The organism is Staphylococcus sp. SUC_1.2 (genome assembly GCF_026222585.1).
Map to the genome: position 1 here is coordinate 59585 of NZ_JANJPM010000001.1, position 18325 is coordinate 77909.

General features: G+C 30.2%; 18 protein-coding genes. 1 reads left to right on the forward strand and 17 read right to left on the reverse strand.

Going from position 1 to position 18325, the window contains the following annotated elements:
• Window positions 1-81: 81 nt before the first annotated feature.
• The 14 genes from rpmG to NR218_RS00390 form a co-directional block, all read right to left on the reverse strand.
• Window positions 82-231 carry a 50S ribosomal protein L33 gene (gene rpmG, locus NR218_RS00325; protein ID WP_002449881.1) on the reverse strand — a complete coding sequence of 50 codons (150 nt, stop codon included), beginning with the start codon at window positions 229-231 and terminating at the stop codon, window positions 82-84.
• 122 nt (window positions 232-353) lie between these two features.
• On the reverse strand, window positions 354-2399 hold the full coding sequence (locus tag NR218_RS00330; RefSeq protein WP_265883180.1) for a peptidoglycan D,D-transpeptidase FtsI family protein: 2046 nt from the start codon (window positions 2397-2399) through the stop codon (window positions 354-356).
• A gap of 129 nt (window positions 2400-2528) precedes the next feature.
• A complete protein-coding gene (locus tag NR218_RS00335) occupies window positions 2529-3131 on the reverse strand; it encodes a superoxide dismutase (protein WP_002449767.1) in 603 nt (200 codons plus the stop codon).
• A 230-nt stretch (window positions 3132-3361) separates the two neighbouring features.
• A complete protein-coding gene (locus tag NR218_RS00340) occupies window positions 3362-3784 on the reverse strand; it encodes a Fur family transcriptional regulator (RefSeq protein WP_002455286.1) in 423 nt (140 codons plus the stop codon).
• Window positions 3785-3787: 3 nt separating this feature from the next.
• Window positions 3788-4633 (reverse strand): metal ABC transporter permease, encoded by an 846-nt coding sequence (locus tag NR218_RS00345; protein ID WP_265883181.1) that lies wholly within the window; start codon window positions 4631-4633, stop codon window positions 3788-3790.
• A 56-nt stretch (window positions 4634-4689) separates the two neighbouring features.
• Window positions 4690-5466, reverse strand: coding sequence for a metal ABC transporter ATP-binding protein (locus NR218_RS00350; RefSeq protein ID WP_048761607.1), 777 nt, complete (start codon window positions 5464-5466; stop codon window positions 4690-4692).
• A gap of 120 nt (window positions 5467-5586) precedes the next feature.
• Window positions 5587-6477, reverse strand: a complete 891-nt coding sequence (locus NR218_RS00355; RefSeq protein ID WP_049419727.1) for a deoxyribonuclease IV — start codon at window positions 6475-6477, stop codon at window positions 5587-5589.
• 9 nt (window positions 6478-6486) lie between these two features.
• The gene (locus tag NR218_RS00360) at window positions 6487-7833 is read right to left on the reverse strand and encodes a DEAD/DEAH box helicase (RefSeq protein ID WP_017176225.1); all 1347 of its coding nucleotides are present in this window, start codon (window positions 7831-7833) and stop codon (window positions 6487-6489) included.
• A gap of 24 nt (window positions 7834-7857) precedes the next feature.
• On the reverse strand, window positions 7858-8961 hold the full coding sequence (locus NR218_RS00365; protein ID WP_017176224.1) for a Nif3-like dinuclear metal center hexameric protein: 1104 nt from the start codon (window positions 8959-8961) through the stop codon (window positions 7858-7860).
• Window positions 8951-9640, reverse strand: coding sequence for a tRNA (adenine(22)-N(1))-methyltransferase (locus tag NR218_RS00370; RefSeq protein WP_017176223.1), 690 nt, complete (start codon window positions 9638-9640; stop codon window positions 8951-8953). Before NR218_RS00370 ends, NR218_RS00365 begins: the two co-directional genes overlap by 11 nt.
• Before the next feature lie 103 nt (window positions 9641-9743).
• Complete coding sequence (gene rpoD, locus NR218_RS00375; RefSeq protein WP_002449793.1) at window positions 9744-10850, reverse strand: RNA polymerase sigma factor RpoD; 1107 nt, start codon at window positions 10848-10850, stop codon at window positions 9744-9746.
• A gap of 272 nt (window positions 10851-11122) precedes the next feature.
• Window positions 11123-12931 (reverse strand): DNA primase, encoded by a 1809-nt coding sequence (gene dnaG / locus NR218_RS00380; protein ID WP_017176222.1) that lies wholly within the window; start codon window positions 12929-12931, stop codon window positions 11123-11125.
• Window positions 12932-12994: 63 nt separating this feature from the next.
• Window positions 12995-13807 carry a pyruvate, water dikinase regulatory protein gene (locus NR218_RS00385; RefSeq protein WP_265883182.1) on the reverse strand — a complete coding sequence of 271 codons (813 nt, stop codon included), beginning with the start codon at window positions 13805-13807 and terminating at the stop codon, window positions 12995-12997.
• Between the two features lie 10 nt (window positions 13808-13817).
• The gene (locus NR218_RS00390) at window positions 13818-14441 is read right to left on the reverse strand and encodes a helix-turn-helix transcriptional regulator (protein WP_072291429.1); all 624 of its coding nucleotides are present in this window, start codon (window positions 14439-14441) and stop codon (window positions 13818-13820) included.
• Window positions 14442-14771: 330 nt separating this feature from the next.
• Between NR218_RS00390 and NR218_RS00395 the strand changes: the two genes are divergently transcribed.
• Window positions 14772-16163 carry a glycine--tRNA ligase gene (locus NR218_RS00395; protein ID WP_017176219.1) on the forward strand — a complete coding sequence of 464 codons (1392 nt, stop codon included), beginning with the start codon at window positions 14772-14774 and terminating at the stop codon, window positions 16161-16163.
• A gap of 73 nt (window positions 16164-16236) precedes the next feature.
• Here NR218_RS00395 and recO read toward each other — a convergent pair whose 3' ends face one another.
• Genes recO through cdd form a run of 3 tightly spaced genes read right to left on the reverse strand, consistent with a single transcriptional unit; the run spans window position 16237 to window position 18324 of the window.
• Window positions 16237-16986, reverse strand: coding sequence for a DNA repair protein RecO (gene recO, locus NR218_RS00400; protein WP_017176218.1), 750 nt, complete (start codon window positions 16984-16986; stop codon window positions 16237-16239).
• 33 nt (window positions 16987-17019) lie between these two features.
• Window positions 17020-17919 carry a GTPase Era gene (era, locus tag NR218_RS00405; protein WP_242278874.1) on the reverse strand — a complete coding sequence of 300 codons (900 nt, stop codon included), beginning with the start codon at window positions 17917-17919 and terminating at the stop codon, window positions 17020-17022.
• Window positions 17920-18324, reverse strand: coding sequence for a cytidine deaminase (gene cdd, locus NR218_RS00410; protein WP_242278875.1), 405 nt, complete (start codon window positions 18322-18324; stop codon window positions 17920-17922). It lies immediately after the preceding gene.
• Window position 18325: the final 1 nt, after the last annotated feature.

The window sequence follows — 18325 nt, forward strand, 5'->3', positions numbered from 1 at the left end:
TTAGGATTATTAATAGTTGAATGAGCGACTAAAGTAAAAAAGGTTGGAACAAAATTGTTCCAACCTTTTTTACTTTTAATATTATTTAGTTTCACGATGTAGAGTTTGTTTGTTATCACGTGAACAATATTTTTTCATTTCAATACGTTCAGGATTATTTCTTTTATTTTTAGTAGTAATGTAGTTTCTGTCACCACATTCAGTACAAGCTAATGTTACGTTTACGCGCATGATTATACCTCCTTACCTTTTCTAAATACGACTTTATTATCATACCACTTAGACGATTAATTGAAAAGTATTAATTTTTACTAGTGTTAAGTTGAAAAGCATCTTATCAACGGTTATTCAAATTATTTTTCATTTTTAAAGTAGTAATTAATGATATCTCTTCCTAAATCTCCCCCATTTAACCATGGTGGTGGAACAGGTTGATTAGTATATACGATAGAAAAAGCTAATTTAGGATCTTTAACAGGCGCATAACCTATATATGTTGAGTTAACTCTAGGTTGTCCATTTTGATAAACTTCAGCAGTACCAGTTTTACCAGCTGATGGAACAACAGTTTTATGGAAGCTTGCATAGCCTGTACCATCTTTTTCATTGAAAGCCATCTTGAATCCTTGTTTTACTTCATCTATCTCATCTTGAGAATTATTGACTTTATTTAGTGTATTACCTTTAATTTTATCTTTTACAGGTCCTACTTGATCACTATTTGTTGCTTCATGTATAGCTAAACCAATGTGTGGTTGTACTCTGTAACCATTATTTGCAATTGTAGATATATATTGTGAAAGTTGAATAGGTGTATAAGTATCATACTGACCTATTGATAAATCTAAATAATTACCTGGATTATTAGTTAATGGTTCAATTTGACCAATTGTTTCATTAGGTAAATCGATACCTGTTTTAACACCTAATCCTACTTGATTTAGACCTTTTCTTAGTTTTTGACCAGCTTCTTCAATATTATTAGGTAAATTCATACCACTTGAGTAAGGATCACCAGCTAGTCTTAAAGCAGTTTTAAACATATATACGTTTGAAGAATGCATTAATGCTTCTTTGTCGTTAATTAGAACTTTGCCATTTTGGTTAAAATAAGAACGTTTAGTTAGTCCGCCTCTAAAGTGTAAAGGTTCATCAATCATTTCTTCACCGACTTTGATAGTATGATTTTGATAACCAGTTAATAAGGTTGCTCCTTTAACAGAAGAACCGACTGCAAATTGGCCAGTAAAATTACCTAAATCATAATCTAGCAGTTCCCCATTTTTATCAATTTGTCTTCCAGCCATTGCAAGAATATCACCATTTTTAGGATTTTGAACAACTACAAGAGCATTGTCCATATTGGTTGCTCCTTGACTACGCAGTGTTTTTATTTCGTTTTCTAATAGAGACTCAACTTTTTTCTGTAAATCAATGTCAATGGTTAGTTGTAAATCATTTCCGCGTGACCCAGGGTTAATCACTTTAGAACTAATAACTTTACCAGATTTATCAGTAGTGTATTTCAGCTGTTTCTTTTTACCACGTAGAATGTCTTCATATTGATACTCTAGATAAGCTTTCCCAACCCTATCATTTCTAGAATATCCTTTTGCTAAATACTGTTCAGTTAATTCTTTAGGAATACCCTCGGAAGGTGTAGAGACACTACCAAATATACTTCTTAAAGTTTCACCATATGGATATTTTCGATCCCAATCCATTGAAGTATTGACACCAGGTAAATTATCCAATTGTTGAGAAACAGCAGCATATTCCTTTTCACTAACATCTTCATTTTTTATCATTTGCGGATCAAGTGTAGATCCAGCTGACATTTCTCTGTATATAGCTAATACTTGTAAATCATGCTTAGATAAACTATTTAATTGAGTTTTTGTAATTTTACTATGTAATTGTTTATCATACTGTTCTTGACTTATACTACCATTGTTAAGCATAGTTGTTTCTTTTTTCATTAATTTAGTAACTTCTTTTGGATGATTTTGTATCCAAAAGTCTTGTTTATCTCGCTTTGTAATCTTATCAGTATTCATTGTAATGAGTTTAGCTAATTTTTTAGCGGTGTTTAACATGTCTTGTTGACTGGTTTTTTTAGAACGAGTGTAGGTAATTGCTAATTTCGAAGCATTATCAACTAAAATTTTGCCATTTCTATCTAGTATTCTTCCTCGTGGTACGGATTCATTGACAGTAATATTCTCATCATTTTTCACTAATTGACTATAATGTGCACCTTGTGCAATTTGTAAATATCCTAGTCTTAGGACAATTAATACGAAAATCAAAACAATCGCACCAAATATAAAACTAATTCGTTTATTCATCGTATGTTTTATTTTTTCATCATTTGATTTTTCTTTTAATCTTTTAAGCAAGACAACCGACCTCAATTATTAATTATGTATACTTATAAATGATATATGAAATTGTATAATTTTTCTATATTTTTCATAAAAAAAAGTGATCTCCCAAAAAGAGACCACTAATAAATACTTTTTTATTTATTATTTTGTAGCAGCATTGTATAACTCGTCTACTTTTTCCCAATTTACAACATTCCAGAAAGCACTGATATAATCAGGACGTTTATTTTGATATTTAAGGTAATAAGCATGTTCCCAAACATCTAAGCCTAAAATTGGAGTTTTTCCTTCAGTAATAGGGTTATCTTGATTTGGAGTAGTAACAATTTCTAATTTTCCATTATTTACTACTAACCAAGCCCAACCTGAACCAAAACGTGCTGCAGCTTTATCAGCGAATTCTTTTTTAAACTCATCTAAAGAACCCCATTGTTCTTTAATTTTATCAACTACAGTACCTTTTTCTTCAGAATTAGGAGTTAATAATTCCCAGAATAATGAGTGATTTAAATGACCTCCACCATTATTACGTACTGCTGTTTGAATATTTTCAGGTACACTATCTAAATTTGCAACAATTTCTTCAATTGATTTAGATTCTAAATCAGTACCTTCAACTGCAGAATTTAATTTTGTAACATAAGTGTTATGATGTTTGTCATGATGAATTTCCATTGTTTCTTTGTCGATATGTGGTTCTAATGCATCTGCTGCATATGGTAAATTTGGTAATTCAAAAGCCATAAATAATCATCCTCCTAAATTATCTTTATATAAATAATAACAAGCTATGTGATGTGCAACAAATCATTTGCTCTAAATATTATTCACATAGTTGTCATATTTCTTATTATACTCTTTTTATATCTCATTTTAGTAGTTTTTAAACATATATTTCAATATTAGTAGAAATTCAGACTTTTGACCTATAAAAAAACAGAGACGCTTATTTACGTCTCAGAACATTTCTCATTTTAATTTATACCTTTATTATGGCAAGTTTCACATATACCATATACCTCTAATTTATGAGTATGAATATCTACATTAGGTAGAAATTGCTTAACTTGCTCAATTGGACAAAAATCTATTACTTTTGTATCCCCACAATTTTCACATATAAAATGATGATGATGATGATTAGTACAAGCGATTCTAAATTTCATTTCTCCATCTAATTCTGTACTTTCAACAATATTTAAATCTTTAAAAAGATGAAGATTACGATAAATAGTATCAAAAGATATACCTGGATAATCATTGTCTAATTGTTGTTGTATATATTTAGCATTAATATATTTATCTTCATTAACAAAGATATTAATCATATCTTCTCTTTTCTTAGTATATTTTAACCCATTGTCTTTTAAAATTTTAATAGCGTCATTTGTATTCATAATTTAATGCTCCTTTTTGGCAGTTCGTTTAGTTTTCTGTAGTAACATCGTTATTCCTAAAATTAGAACTAATAATACCACGATGACACCACCAGGAGATATATTAATATAAAATGCTAAGGTAAGCCCTAAAATAACAGAACATTCACCTATAATAATACTTAAGATAATCAACTGTTTAAATCCTTTAGTTAATCGCATTGCTATAGCCACAGGTAATGTAATTAATGCACTCACGAGTAAAATTCCTACTACTCTCATTGATGCAGAAATAACCATAGCAACAATCGTTATAAATAAAAACTGAATCCATTTTGGAATATTAATAACCTTACTATATTCCTCATCAAAAGATAAAATAAATAATTCTTTGTATAATAAAAGAATGAATAATAATACGACGATTGAAATAATCGTAATTGTGATTAAGTCACTTAAATTTACAGCACTAATTGATCCGAATAATAATCCAACAATTTCTTGATTGAACCCATCAGCTAGAGAAATAAAAATTGCACTTAATGCAATTCCTGCACTCATTATAATTGGAATTGCAATTTCTTGATAGTTTGAATATGAAGTTCTTAATTTTTCTATAAGTAAAGCTCCAACTATTGCAAAGATTATACCAAACCACATAGGGTTTATAAATGCTAATGCTGATGATAAGGTAATAATAAACATTCCAAATGAAATACCGCCTAGTGTGACGTGACTTAAAGCATCAGCAATTAATGATAATCGCCTTACCACTATAAATGCACCAATTAAAGGTGCAATAAAACCAATCAATATCCCACTTAAAAGTGAATATCTCATAAAATCAAAATTTAACAATGCTTCAATCATGATATTCACCTCTTAATTCAATCCATATACTTATCATAATTAACTCCTATTTAAAATTATGCTTCACAGCATGAACGATTATGTTGATGATCAACAAATTTAATTGGATGACCATATATTTTTGAAATTTCAACTTCATCAAGAGACTTAAATTCTTCAGTAGAACCGTGGAAATGAAGATGTTTATTTAAGCAAGCGACTTTTGTAGCTGTGTCTACCACAACGCCTATATCATGAGTAACTAAAATAATCGTTATACCTTCTTCTTTTAAATGTTGCAAGGTGGCATAGAATTCATTCACATGTTTTGCATCAATCCCATTTGTCGGTTCGTCTAATACTAAGACGGATGGATTTGAAATTAAAGCGCGTGCAATTAGTACACGTTGTTGTTGTCCACCTGATAATTCTGCAATATTTTTATTCTTTAGATGATGAATATTTAAACGATGTAAAACATTATCTACTTGTTGTTCATCACTTTTATTAAACCACTGAAAAATTCTTTTCGTTTTAGTTAAACCACTTAAAACAACTTCTTTCACACTAGCAGGAAATCCTGCAGTAAAAGCATTGGCTTTTTGAGACACATAACTAATTTTTAATGCAGATTGAGTATTTTTTTTATAAGATTTCCCGTCAATGTATATTTCACCGTGTTGTAATGGTAACAAGCCAAGAATAACCTTTAAAAGAGTAGATTTCCCGGCTCCATTAGGACCAACAATTGCAAGAAAGTCACCTTTATTAATTCGGATATTAATGTTTTCTAATACTTGTTTATTATCAAAATAATAATCAATATTTTTTAATTCAAAAACAGGTTGATTCATCTTTTCACCTCGCTAAATACTATACAATTATATATGTTTTTTGTAAATAGTAATGTTTACGAATTAAAATAAGAGTAAGATAGCCTCTTTATAGATTATGCTATCTTACTCTTATTTTAATTATTGATTCAATATTTTTTCTTTTAATTTGGGGTCAAAAATTTGAGATTTTAACATTTCGATTTCAAAGCGATATGGTGGCTTTTTATTTTTCTTATCTTCTCCTACATAAGGAGTTTCAAGGATTTTAGGAATGTCTTTAAAAGCTTCATGATGTACCACATTATTCAAGGCATCAAAACCAATATATCCAAATCCAATATTTTCGTGTCGGTCTTTATGTGCACCTTGTTCATTTTTACTATCATTTACATGAACAACTTTAATACGGTCTATTCCAATAATTTTATCAAACTCATTCAAAACTCCATCAAAATCATTTTTGATATTATAACCAGCATCATGTGTATGACAGGTATCAAAGCAAATAGATAATCGATCGTTATGTGTCACACCATCAATAATACGAGCAAGTTCTTCAAAACTACGTCCAATTTCTGTTCCTTTTCCAGCCATTGTTTCAAGTGCAATTCGTACATCATGATCATGTGTTAATACTTCATTTAATCCTTTAATAATCTGATTAATTCCTTTATCTGCACCGGCACCTACATGCGCACCTGGATGTAAGACAATATCTTTCGCTCCTATAGCTTGCGTGCGTTCAATCTCATTTTGAAGGAAATTCACACCTAGTTCATAAACTTCAGGCTTCGTTGTATTTCCTATATTTATTATATAAGGAGCGTGTACAACAATATTGGATAAACCATATTGTTCCATAACTTTATGACCTTTTTCAATATTTAAATCGTTTATACTTTTTCTTCTTGTATTTTGAGGTGCACCTGTATAAATCATAAATGTTGATTCACCAAATCGATGTGCTTCTTCGGCCGATCCTTCTAACATTTTTTTACCACTCATTGATACATGTGAGCCAATTAACATTTGTTTCACCTAACCTTTTTTATTGTTTTTTCGTTGTTGTCTACTACGTTGTTTACTGTATTGCTTTCTCTCTTGTCGTTTCATTCTTTCTACTTCTTGTTTAAATTTCTTTTTATAGCCTGGTTTAACTTTATTTTTAGATTTACTTCTTACTTTATGTTTTACTTGATTTGTTAAATGATCATCTTTACGTTCACGTTTATGACGTGTATTGTGCGCTTTGATTGGCTTAAGTTCTCCATTTTTAATATCAACATTATCAAAGTGATAGCCTTTATCTTCAATAAGAGAAATATTATGTTCTTCATCTGGGCTATATAACGTTATAGCCACGCCTTTATAATTTCCACGTCCTGTTCTACCCACTCTATGAGTAAAGAAATCAATATCATTAGGAACATCAAAATTTACTACATGACTAACGCCTTCAATATCAATTCCTCTTGAAGCTAAATCACTTGCAATAACATATTGGAAATCTAAATTCCGAATACGTTTCATTTGTTGTTTACGTTCTCTAGGTGTTAAACCGCCATGAATCATACCAACTTTAATGCCAGACTCATTAAGAGATTGAGCAAGTTCATTTGCATTTTCTCTACTGTTACAAAAAATAATACATAGATATGGATTTAGTATATCAATTAATTGCAAAGTTTTATCAACTTTTTCAGTTCCTTTAGTAGGAATCAAATAAAATTCAATATTTTTTTTATTTTGGGATTTGTTATCAACTACAACATATTCAGGGTGACTAAGATACTTATTTAAAAACGGTTCTAATGATTTTGGAATTGTTGCACTAAAGACTGCAATATTAGCATTTTCATCTAAACGAGCAGCAATATAATCCACATCTTCTATTAACCCTAAATCAATGAGTAAATCTGCTTCATCGATAATTAAATATGATGCCTTATGAATATGCAAATGTCCACTCTGAGCTAAATCATTGATTCGTGTTGGTGTACCAATCACTAATTGAGGTTGTTGATTTGTTCGTTGTTTATCTTTCTCTATGTCAGTACCACCAATAAATAAACTTACTTTAATATCTGATTGAAAACTAGCTAGATGACTAGCCACTTTATATAATTGTTGTGCTAATTCACGAGTTGGTGCAACAACAATACTTTGAGGTTCTTTAATGTCAGTATTAATTAAATCTATTAAAGGTAATAAAAAGGCGTGTGATTTGCCAGTACCGGTTTGTGATTGACCAATTAAATTAGTCCCTTTTTTTATACGTGGAATAATTCTATTTTGAATTTCAGTAGGTTTATTAAAATTTAAATCTTTAACTGCATCAATAAGATTTGGATTTAAATTAAATATTTCAAATGGATGATTAGCCATTCATCTGGCCTCCTTTGTATTGTTTTAAATATAATTAAATGGATCTGTATTTATTTCTGAAGCTTCTATATTAAACTGCTTACTATCATTACTAAATAACCATCGTCCTAGTAAGTCTTTAAGTCCTTCTTTCATAACGTACTCACTATAATGATTGATATCTAATAAATGAATGCCATTAGTTTTAGCATCAAGTGCATCATGATGTTTTATGTCTCCAGTAACGAAAACATCTGCTCCCTTTTTAAAAGCACTAGTTTCAAAACCGATACCAGCACCTCCGATAATAGCAACTGTTTTAATTAACGCTTCTGAAGGACCTGTATAACGAACGCTAGGAATATTTAAATGTGCTTTAGCATATTTAGCAAAATCTTCTAAATTTAATGGTTCATTTAGTTCACCTATTTTTCCAAGACCATAATTAGCAGATGTCGTCATCTTAATAAAATCGTATACAGGTGTTTCATAAGGATGGTAATTAATAATTGCATTTTTAGCAATACTTAATTGATCTTTACGAATCATAAATTCTACCTTCACTTCATTTACATGTTCAATTCGATTTAGTTCTCCAATATGAGGGCGAGCGTCTCCAACTGGTTTGAATTGACCTTTACCTTTGGACTCAAAGAAACAATATTCATAATTCCCTTCTTTTGCTAGACCAATATTATTTATATGATATTTAAATGATTCTAGATTTTCTTCCGGAATGTAAGTTTGTACTTTATAATAAAAAGATTCTTCTTCATTTAAAAATCTAATATTAGTTAAATTTAATTTTTTTGCTAGCATCTCATTGACACCATCAATGTGATTATCTAAATTGGTGTGTAAAGCAATAAGTTGAATATCATTTTGAATAAGCATGTGTATCAATTTACCGTATCCATCATTAACTAATGATTTAACACCTTTAAAAATTAAAGGGTGATGCGCAATAATTGTATTGTATCCTTTGCTAATTGCCTCTTCTATTACTTCCATTGTGCAATCTAATGCTGTCAAAATACCTGTTATTTCTTTAGTGTCATCTCCAATTAATAAACCCACATTATCCCAGCTTTCAGCAGTTTTAAGGGGAACATGTTGGTCAATAATTGACATTAGTTCTTTAATTTTCATTATAGAGCACCTCTCTTATCATTGATATCTCTTCTTCAATCTCTTCTAGTCTCTCATGATGTTGTATTGGATTCAATTGATTACGAATATACTCTAAAGCTGCTAACTCTCTTTCCCATTTTTTTATAAAAATATCGTTTTTATGATTTAAAAGAATAGGACCAAATTTAAGTGATTTCTTATTAAGAAGATTAAGATTTTCTTTCCATTCACTAACTACAATTTCATAGATATGCCCTTTTTCTTCTAAAATTTCTTCAGCAATAATATCATAATTAAGATGTTGAAGTGTCTTGCGTAAGGTTTCAGTTTGAATATTACTTTGCAAAATTAGACGTGGATGATGTGCAAGTTTATTTTTACCCTCATCTAATATTTTCGCTATCAAAGGTCCACCCATTCCACAAATTGTGACATTATCTACTTTATCTTTCTCAGTTAGAATACTAAGACCATCACCTAATCGAACATCGATATGTTGAGTAAGTTGATGCTGTGCTACATTCGTTTTAGCAGCTGTATAAGGTCCTTTTATTACTTCACCAGCAATAGCATCATCGCATAGATGATGTTGTAATGCATAAATAGGTAAATAAGCGTGATCAGAACCGATATCAGCTAATGAATTAGGTAATAAGTATTGGCTTACAACTTTTAATCTATGATTTAATGATATCATTGTTATCTCCTTTATTATAAAAAGAGGCTAGGACATAGTATTGTCTTAGCCTCAAATTTCTTTATACATAACATCTATCGTTAACTCAGATTTAGCATTAATCTTAGTCCATAAAATCTTTAAGACGCTTGCTACGACTTGGATGTCTTAATTTTCTAAGCGCTTTAGCTTCGATTTGACGAATACGTTCTCTTGTAACACCGAACACTTTACCTACTTCTTCTAATGTTCTAGTTCGTCCGTCATCAAGGCCAAATCTTAAACGTAAAACATTTTCTTCTCTATCAGTAAGTGTATCTAAAACGTCTTCTAATTGTTCTTTCAATAACTCATAAGCAGCATGGTCAGAAGGACTTTGTGCTTCTTGATCTTCAATAAAGTCTCCTAAGTGACTGTCATCTTCTTCACCTATTGGCGTTTCTAGGGATACTGGCTCTTGAGCTATTTTAAGTATTTCGCGAACTTTTTCAGGTGGTAAATCCATTTCTTCACCAATTTCTTCAGGAGCAGGATCACGACCTAAATCTTGTAATAATTGTCTTTGTACGCGAATAAGCTTATTAATTGTTTCAACCATATGCACAGGAATACGGATGGTGCGAGCTTGGTCAGCAATAGCACGTGTAATGGCTTGTCTAATCCACCATGTAGCATAAGTAGAAAATTTAAATCCTTTACTAAAATCGAACTTTTCTACTGCTTTGATAAGCCCCATATTTCCCTCTTGGATTAAGTCTAAGAAAAGCATACCACGACCAACATATCGTTTCGCAATACTTACAACTAATCGCAAGTTGGCTTCTGCAAGGCGAGATTTTGCTACTTCATCACCTTGTTCAATACGTTTAGCTAATTCAATTTCTTCTTGTGCGCTAAGAAGATTTACACGTCCAATTTCTTTTAAGTACATTCTTACAGGATCATTAATTTTAACACCTGGAGGCGCACTTAAGTCATTTGGATTTAATTTTTCATCTGTATCTGAACTATCTTTTTCATTTACTAAACTAATATCGTTATCATTTAGTTGGTCAAAGAAATCATCCATTTGGTCGGAATCCATGTCAAAATTTTGCAGCTTTTCAGCAATTTCTTCATGACTTAGATGACCTTCCTTTTTACCTTTTTCAATTAATTGTTTTTTAACATCTTCTAATGTTAAAGTCGGATCAATTGTTTGTTTTTTGATTTTAACTTGGTTATCAGACATGAAAAGGCCTCCCAATCGTATTTTCAACTTTCAATTAAGATATTTAATTATATAATAAATTATTATAATAAGAAAAGTATATTTTATAATAAACATGAAATATTATCATTCTATAGGTAATAAAATGATATCCTTATTTCATAAATATTTAACTTATTATTTCTCTACCCTTTAAAAAAGCATAATAACCATTATACAGTAATGGTTATTAAATATAAATACTATATTAAAAGTTTAATATTTGTTTATATTCCTTTAATTTAAATGTTCATCTACATGCGTTGCTTGTTTTTATTAACTATCATTTGTAAATAATACTTTTGAGATTCTACGTCACCAATTCTAAGTGCTTCTTTTAATTTATGATTAAGTTCTTCAATAGAATCTTCATATTTGTTTTCATTTAAAGTTGAGATATATTCTTCAATTTCTAAATCATAAGGTTCTCGATTTAATTCATAATCATCAAGCTGTATGATTGCTTCTCTAATATCTTTATCTTCAATGTATAATATTAAATCACTAATCGAATAGTAATCATTTTCAGAATAATAATCGGTTAGCACTTTAAAAATACTTTGGAAATATTTATTCGTAAAATCATTTGCTTCAAGTTGTCGATTATAATTTAGAAATACATCTTTATCCATCATAAAGTGTTTTAATAAAGCTCTTTGTGCTTTTTCACTTTTGTTTAAATGTGTAAAAACAATATTTAAATTTTGAGAATTTAAATTCGAGTTATCATTGGTATTTCCAATATAGTCTTCTTCATATGAGATAAATTCAGGTTGTTGATGTACATTGGACATAATAGTATTGGCATCAATATTGAAAATGTCAGCTACGTCATTCACAATTTTATTTTTTAATATTGAAGATCTGACAAATGAAAGATCTTCAGTAATCTCTTTAAAGTGACGCTCATAAGCTAGATCATTATTTTCAATTTCATCTCGATAGAATTGAACTTTGTAAATAATAAACGATTTCTTCTCATTATTTATAAATTCTATAAATTTTTCTTTACCGAATTTAACTATATATTCATCGGGATCCATGTTTTTTGGTAATTGTACTACAAATACATTCAATCCATGTTTAAGTAAATGTTCTCCAGTTTTTAAAATGGCCTCTTGACCAGCAAAGTCTCCATCAAACATTAAAGTTATATTAGAGGTTAATTTTTTTAACACTGTAATGTGATCTTCTGATAATGCTGTACCCATACTTGCTACTACTGTTTTTAATCCAGCGTAATCAGCTTTAATTACATCCATGAATCCTTCTAACAACATTACTTCATCATTTTTTCTAATTGACTTTCTTGCGCTATCAAGATTATAAAGTAATCGTCTCTTTTGAAAAATCGGTGTCTCAGGACTATTTAAATACTTAGGCTCTTGATTGTTATAAGTTCTACCAGAAAAACCGACAATTCTTCCTTGAGCGTTTTTTAAAGGAAACATAATGCGATCTCTAAAACGATCATAGTAACTAAAATTTTCTTCGTTACGTGATAACAAACCAGCTTCATAAGCTAGTTCTATGTCATATCCTTTTTGTTGTAAAAAGTCATGACAAAAGTGAGCGTTATTAGGGGCATACCCAATTCCACGAGATTTTATTAATTCTTCAGTGAAACCACGATTTACAAGATAATTTAAAGCTTCTTCACCTTCTACGGATTTCATTAATGCATACATATAATATTCATTAATTAATTCATGCATTTCAATCATTTTTAAGTCTTCAGATGCTATCTGCGTTGTAGATGGATTAGAATGACCAATATCTACTTTTATATTAACGCGTTCTCCAAGTTCTTGTACTGCTTCTACGAATGAAATGTCCTTAATGTCTTGAATAAATTGAAAAACATTTCCACCTTTTTTACAACCAAAGCAATGGCATATTTGTTTATCTTCAGAAACTGTAAACGAAGGTGTTTTTTCATCATGAAAAGGACACAAACCAATGTAATTGCGTCCTCTTTTTTCTAATTTCACATATTCACTTACTAAATCTAAAATATCTGTTTTTTCCTTTATTTCGTTGATTACAGACTGTTCTATACGCAATATATATCACCTATTAAATAGTAGTCATAGTATTATACACTTTTATAGAAGGTTTTTAAATATTTATGCTTTACTTTCAATGATTTGTATAACATCATTTGCTGTTTCTTCAATAGCCTTATCAGATACATCAATAACAGGACATCCTATTTTTTCGACAATTTTTTCAAAATATTGAATTTCTTCTTTAATTCTATCTTCAGTCGCATATCTAGCATGCTCACCTAATCCTAATTGTTTAAGTCGTTGTTTTCTTATTAAATTAAGTTTATCTTCACTAATCTTTAATGCTATACATTTATTTGGATTAATTTTAAACAATTCGTCTGGTGGCGTTACCTCTGGAACTAGAGGAATGTTCATTACTTTATAGCTTTTATGCGCTAAATACTGAGATAGAGGTGTCTTAGAAGTTCTTGAAATGCCAATTAAAACAATATCTGCCTTAGGTAATCCTTTCGCATCTTTGCCATCATCATATTTTACCGCAAATTCAATTGCATCTATTTTTTTGAAATAGGCATCGTCTAATTTATGAACTCTGCCCGGCTGATTATACGGCTCCTCATCGTGCGTTTGATTAAGTAGTGTCATTAGAGGACCCATTATATCAACAGCTTTTAAGGAGAAAGCGTCTACTTTTTTCTTCATATATGCTTTGATTTCTGGTTCTACTAACGTATATACAATAATTGCATTTTTATCTATAGCGACCTGTATAACTTCATCTATATCCTTAAAGGTTTCTATATAAGGATATCTCAAAAAACCATGTTTACAAGCTTTAGGATTAAATTGAGAGACGCAAGCACTAGCAACCAACTCAGCTGTATCTCCTATTGAATCAGATGCAATGATTATCTTTATATTTTCCATTGTTTATCACCTATTCTTTAAATAATGAAACAAATAACTTTGTTATTGTTGTTTTAGATATTCTACCTACAACTTTATATTTACTATTTTCTTTTTTTCTAACAACGGGAATTGAATCAATTTCCTTATCTATCATTTGACTTGCTGCATAGATGACGAGGTCTTCTTCTTCTAAATAAACAATATTAGGCATACGTGACATGATGACACTTATAGGCATAGTATGAATATCTTGACCAATCATAGAGGCACGTAACAAATCTTTTCGCGAGCTCACACCAATCAATTCATCTTTTTGATTAGTAATAAATAATGTTCCTGTATCTTCTAAAAATATAGTACATATAGCATCATAAATTGTCATATCTTCTTTAACGATAACAGGTAGAGACATATGATCTTTTATTATATATTGACGTAAATGATCACTGACTAATTTATTCTTAGATTTACCTGAATAATAATAACCCACACGTGGTCTAGCTTCAATAAAACCAGACATAGTTAAAATAGCTAAATCAGGACGTAAAGTAGCACGAGTTAAATTAAGTTTATCTGCTATATGTTCACCTGTTATTGGGCCACCATCTTTAACTATTTCAATTATTTGTTCTTGTCTTTTACTTAATTCTATAGGTCTTCACCCCTTTTAATTTCATTTTTATTATACCTATTTATATATATACCTACAAATACATATAAATCCTTGCTATTAAATTTTCTATGAATTAAAATATGATTAAGCGAGTTAAGGTCGGTGGAAGCTTAACATTTCAAAAATTGGCTTATCAATATCATTACATAAAAGCGAGTGTCTACACTAATTTGGGTGGAACCGCGGGTTATTTTGTTAACACTATATATTTATATAGATGAATTATTAACTCGTCCCAAGATAATAATAAGTATTATTTTATATTTATTTATTGTCTTGGGACGTTTTTATTTTAAAAGGAGAGATATTATGGTTAAAGATATGGATACTATTGTATCACTAGCTAAGCATAGAGGATTTGTATTCCCAGGCAGTGATATTTACGGTGGTTTATCTAATACATGGGATTATGGTCCATTAGGTGTTGAATTAAAAAATAATATTAAAAAAGCATGGTGGCAAAAATTCATTACTCAATCACCATACAATGTTGGGATTGATGCTGCCATTTTAATGAATCCAAAAACTTGGGAAGCATCTGGTCATTTAGGTAATTTTAACGACCCAATGATTGATAATAAAGATAGTAAAATTCGCTATCGTGCAGATAAATTAATCGAAGACTATATGCAAAATGAAAAAGGCGACGAAAATTTCATTGCTGATGGCTTAAGTTTTGAGGAAATGAAACGTATTATCGATGATGAAGGCATTGTATGTCCTGTAAGTGGTACTGCGAATTGGACAGATATTCGTCAATTTAACTTAATGTTTAAAACATTCCAAGGTGTTACTGAGGACTCTACTAATGAACTATTCTTACGTCCAGAAACTGCTCAAGGTATTTTCGTAAACTATAAAAATGTTCAACGTTCAATGCGTAAAAAATTACCATTTGGTATTGGTCAAATTGGTAAATCATTCCGTAATGAAATCACGCCTGGTAACTTTATTTTTAGAACAAGAGAATTTGAACAAATGGAATTAGAATTCTTCTGTAAACCTGGTGAAGAAATTGAATGGCAAAATTACTGGAAAACATTTGCAAGTCAATGGTTAAAAGATTTAAACATCAATGAAGAAAATATGAGATTACGTGATCATGATGAAGAAGAATTATCTCATTATTCTAATGCGACTACAGATATTGAATATAAATTCCCATTTGGTTGGGGAGAATTATGGGGTATTGCAAGCCGTACTGATTTTGACTTGAAAAAGCACAGTGAACATTCTGGTGAAGATTTCAGATATCATGATCCAGAAACAAATGAGAAATATATTCCATATTGTATTGAACCTTCTTTAGGGGCAGATCGTGTTACATTAGCTTTCTTATGTGATGCTTATGATGAAGAAGGCGTTGAAGGTAGTAAAGATGCTCGTACAGTAATGCATTTCCACCCTGCTTTAGCGCCATATAAAGCTGCTGTTTTACCATTAAGTAAAAAATTATCTGAAGAAGCAATTAAAATCTTTGAACAATTAAGTTCTAAGTTTTCTGTTGATTTTGATGAATCACAATCAATTGGTAAGCGTTATCGTCGTCAAGATGAGATCGGTACTCCTTATTGTATTACATTTGATTTTGATTCATTAGAAGATAATCAAGTTACAGTACGTGATAGAGATTCTATGGAACAAGTTCGTATGCCAATCTCAGAATTAGAAACATTCTTAGCTGAAAAAGTTAAGTTTTAATATAACAAGGACCCACTTATTACTTGCTATGAGTAATAAGTGGGTTCTTTTAATTAATTTAAACAATTTTATATTATTCTAATCGCTTAAGTTGATTAATTAATTTTTGACCTTTAAAGTACATGCCAGCATATTCTCTATACAGCATTATCATTAATTCTGACATTTCATCTAATAAAGCTTGGTTAATATTAAAATGATTCATTTTATCAATTGGCAACTTTTGTAAAATATCCAATAAATAAAATGTTTTATTGGATAGCTTTAATGCATAAGGATCATTATTTAATACAGTTTCTGAGATTGTTCCATCATATTTAAAACTGTAAGCAATAAGCTTAGATTGATCAGTATCACCAGTAATTGCACAATAATCGAAAAATGCGCCAAAACCAAATTTATTCATACATTTCAATAATACGATAATCGACATTAATTGAGCAGAATTACCTTCTGAAATTTTATTGAGTACAAATTCTAATAACTTATAATGGTATAAAGAAACTTCATTTGGTTCTAATGATCGATCTATTGCTTCGACACATAAAGTCGCATAACTACTATCAAAAATATCTAATCGTAATTGATAATATTGGTTTATGACATCAATAGAACTGAGCGTTCCCATACCTTTCCATTTATTATAAATAAATAAGCCATACACAAAGAGTTGTGTATGAGCTTGCAAGCCGGTTTTAGATTTCTTAGCACGTCTTACCATAATAGGAATTTTAGCACCATGCTCGTTTAATATTGTAATAATTTTATCGGATTCACCATAATCTACTGATTTTATGATAATTCCTTTTTGTTTTTCTAACAATGCATCTCACCGGCTTTCCTATTAATTTAAACGTTAATCTTGATCTTCAACATATCCCATTTGACGAATAAAATTTACTTTATTTCTCCAATCTTTCTGAACTTTTACCCATAATTCGAGGTAAACTTTTGATCCGAGAAGCATTTCAATATCACGTCGAGCTCTTTTACCAACCTCTTTAAGTTTTTTCCCACCCTTACCTATAACAATTCCTTTTTGAGAATCACGTTCAACAAAAATAGTTGCTTCAATTCTTACTCTTTCTTCACTTTCCTTAATCATTCTATCTACATTTACCCCTATTGCATGGGGGATTTCTTCACTTGTTAGATGTAAGATTTTTTCTCTAATAATCTCGCCTACTACAAATTGTTCTGGATGATCCGATATTTGATCATCAGGATAATATTTTGGACCTTCAGGTAAATAATCTTTAAGTACATCGATAAAGTGATCCACATTCAATCCTTCAAGTGCCGAAATGGGCACAATTTCAGTAAAATCCATATAGGTTTTATATTTTTCAATCTTAGGTATAAGTGCATCTGGATGAACTAAATCAATTTTATTTAACACTAGAAATACTGGTGTTTTAACATTTTTTAGCATTTCCATTATATATTCGTCACCACGACCAATATCTTCATTTACATTTACCATAAACATAATAGCATCAATTTCTGATAGTGTATTTTTAGCTACACGCATCATATAATCTCCTAATTTATGCTTAGGTTTATGAATACCTGGTGTATCTAAGAAAATGATTTGAGCATCTTCTCTTGTCATTACTCCCTGAATTTTATTTCTTGTTGTTTGAGCTTTATCTGACATAATTGCAATTTTATGTCCAATGACTCTATTCATAAACGTGGATTTTCCCACATTCGGTCTCCCTATAATAGATACAAATCCTGATTTGTGTTCTGTCATTTATTCTAAATCCTTTCCCGAAAAGCCGTGAGGTAATAGTTCTGCTACAGTTGATTTAATCATCTCACCTTTATGATTTGTCATATACACAGGCATGTCGTCATCACAGAGTTCTTTTAATACTTGACGACATGTTCCACAAGGTGATGACGGATGTTCAGCGTCAACGGTAACTGTTATTGATTCAAAATCTCCTGGTCGATAGCCTTCTGAAATTGCAGCTACTAAACTAGATCGTTCTGCGCAAATCGTTGCTGGATAAGCTGCATTTTCAACATTTGCTCCATAAAAATGGCGACCGTCTTTTGTTTTTAAATATGCACCTACTTTAAATTGACTATACGGTACATAAGCACGTTGTTGAGCTTTTCTAACTTCTTGAAAATAATGTGATTGATAACTCATT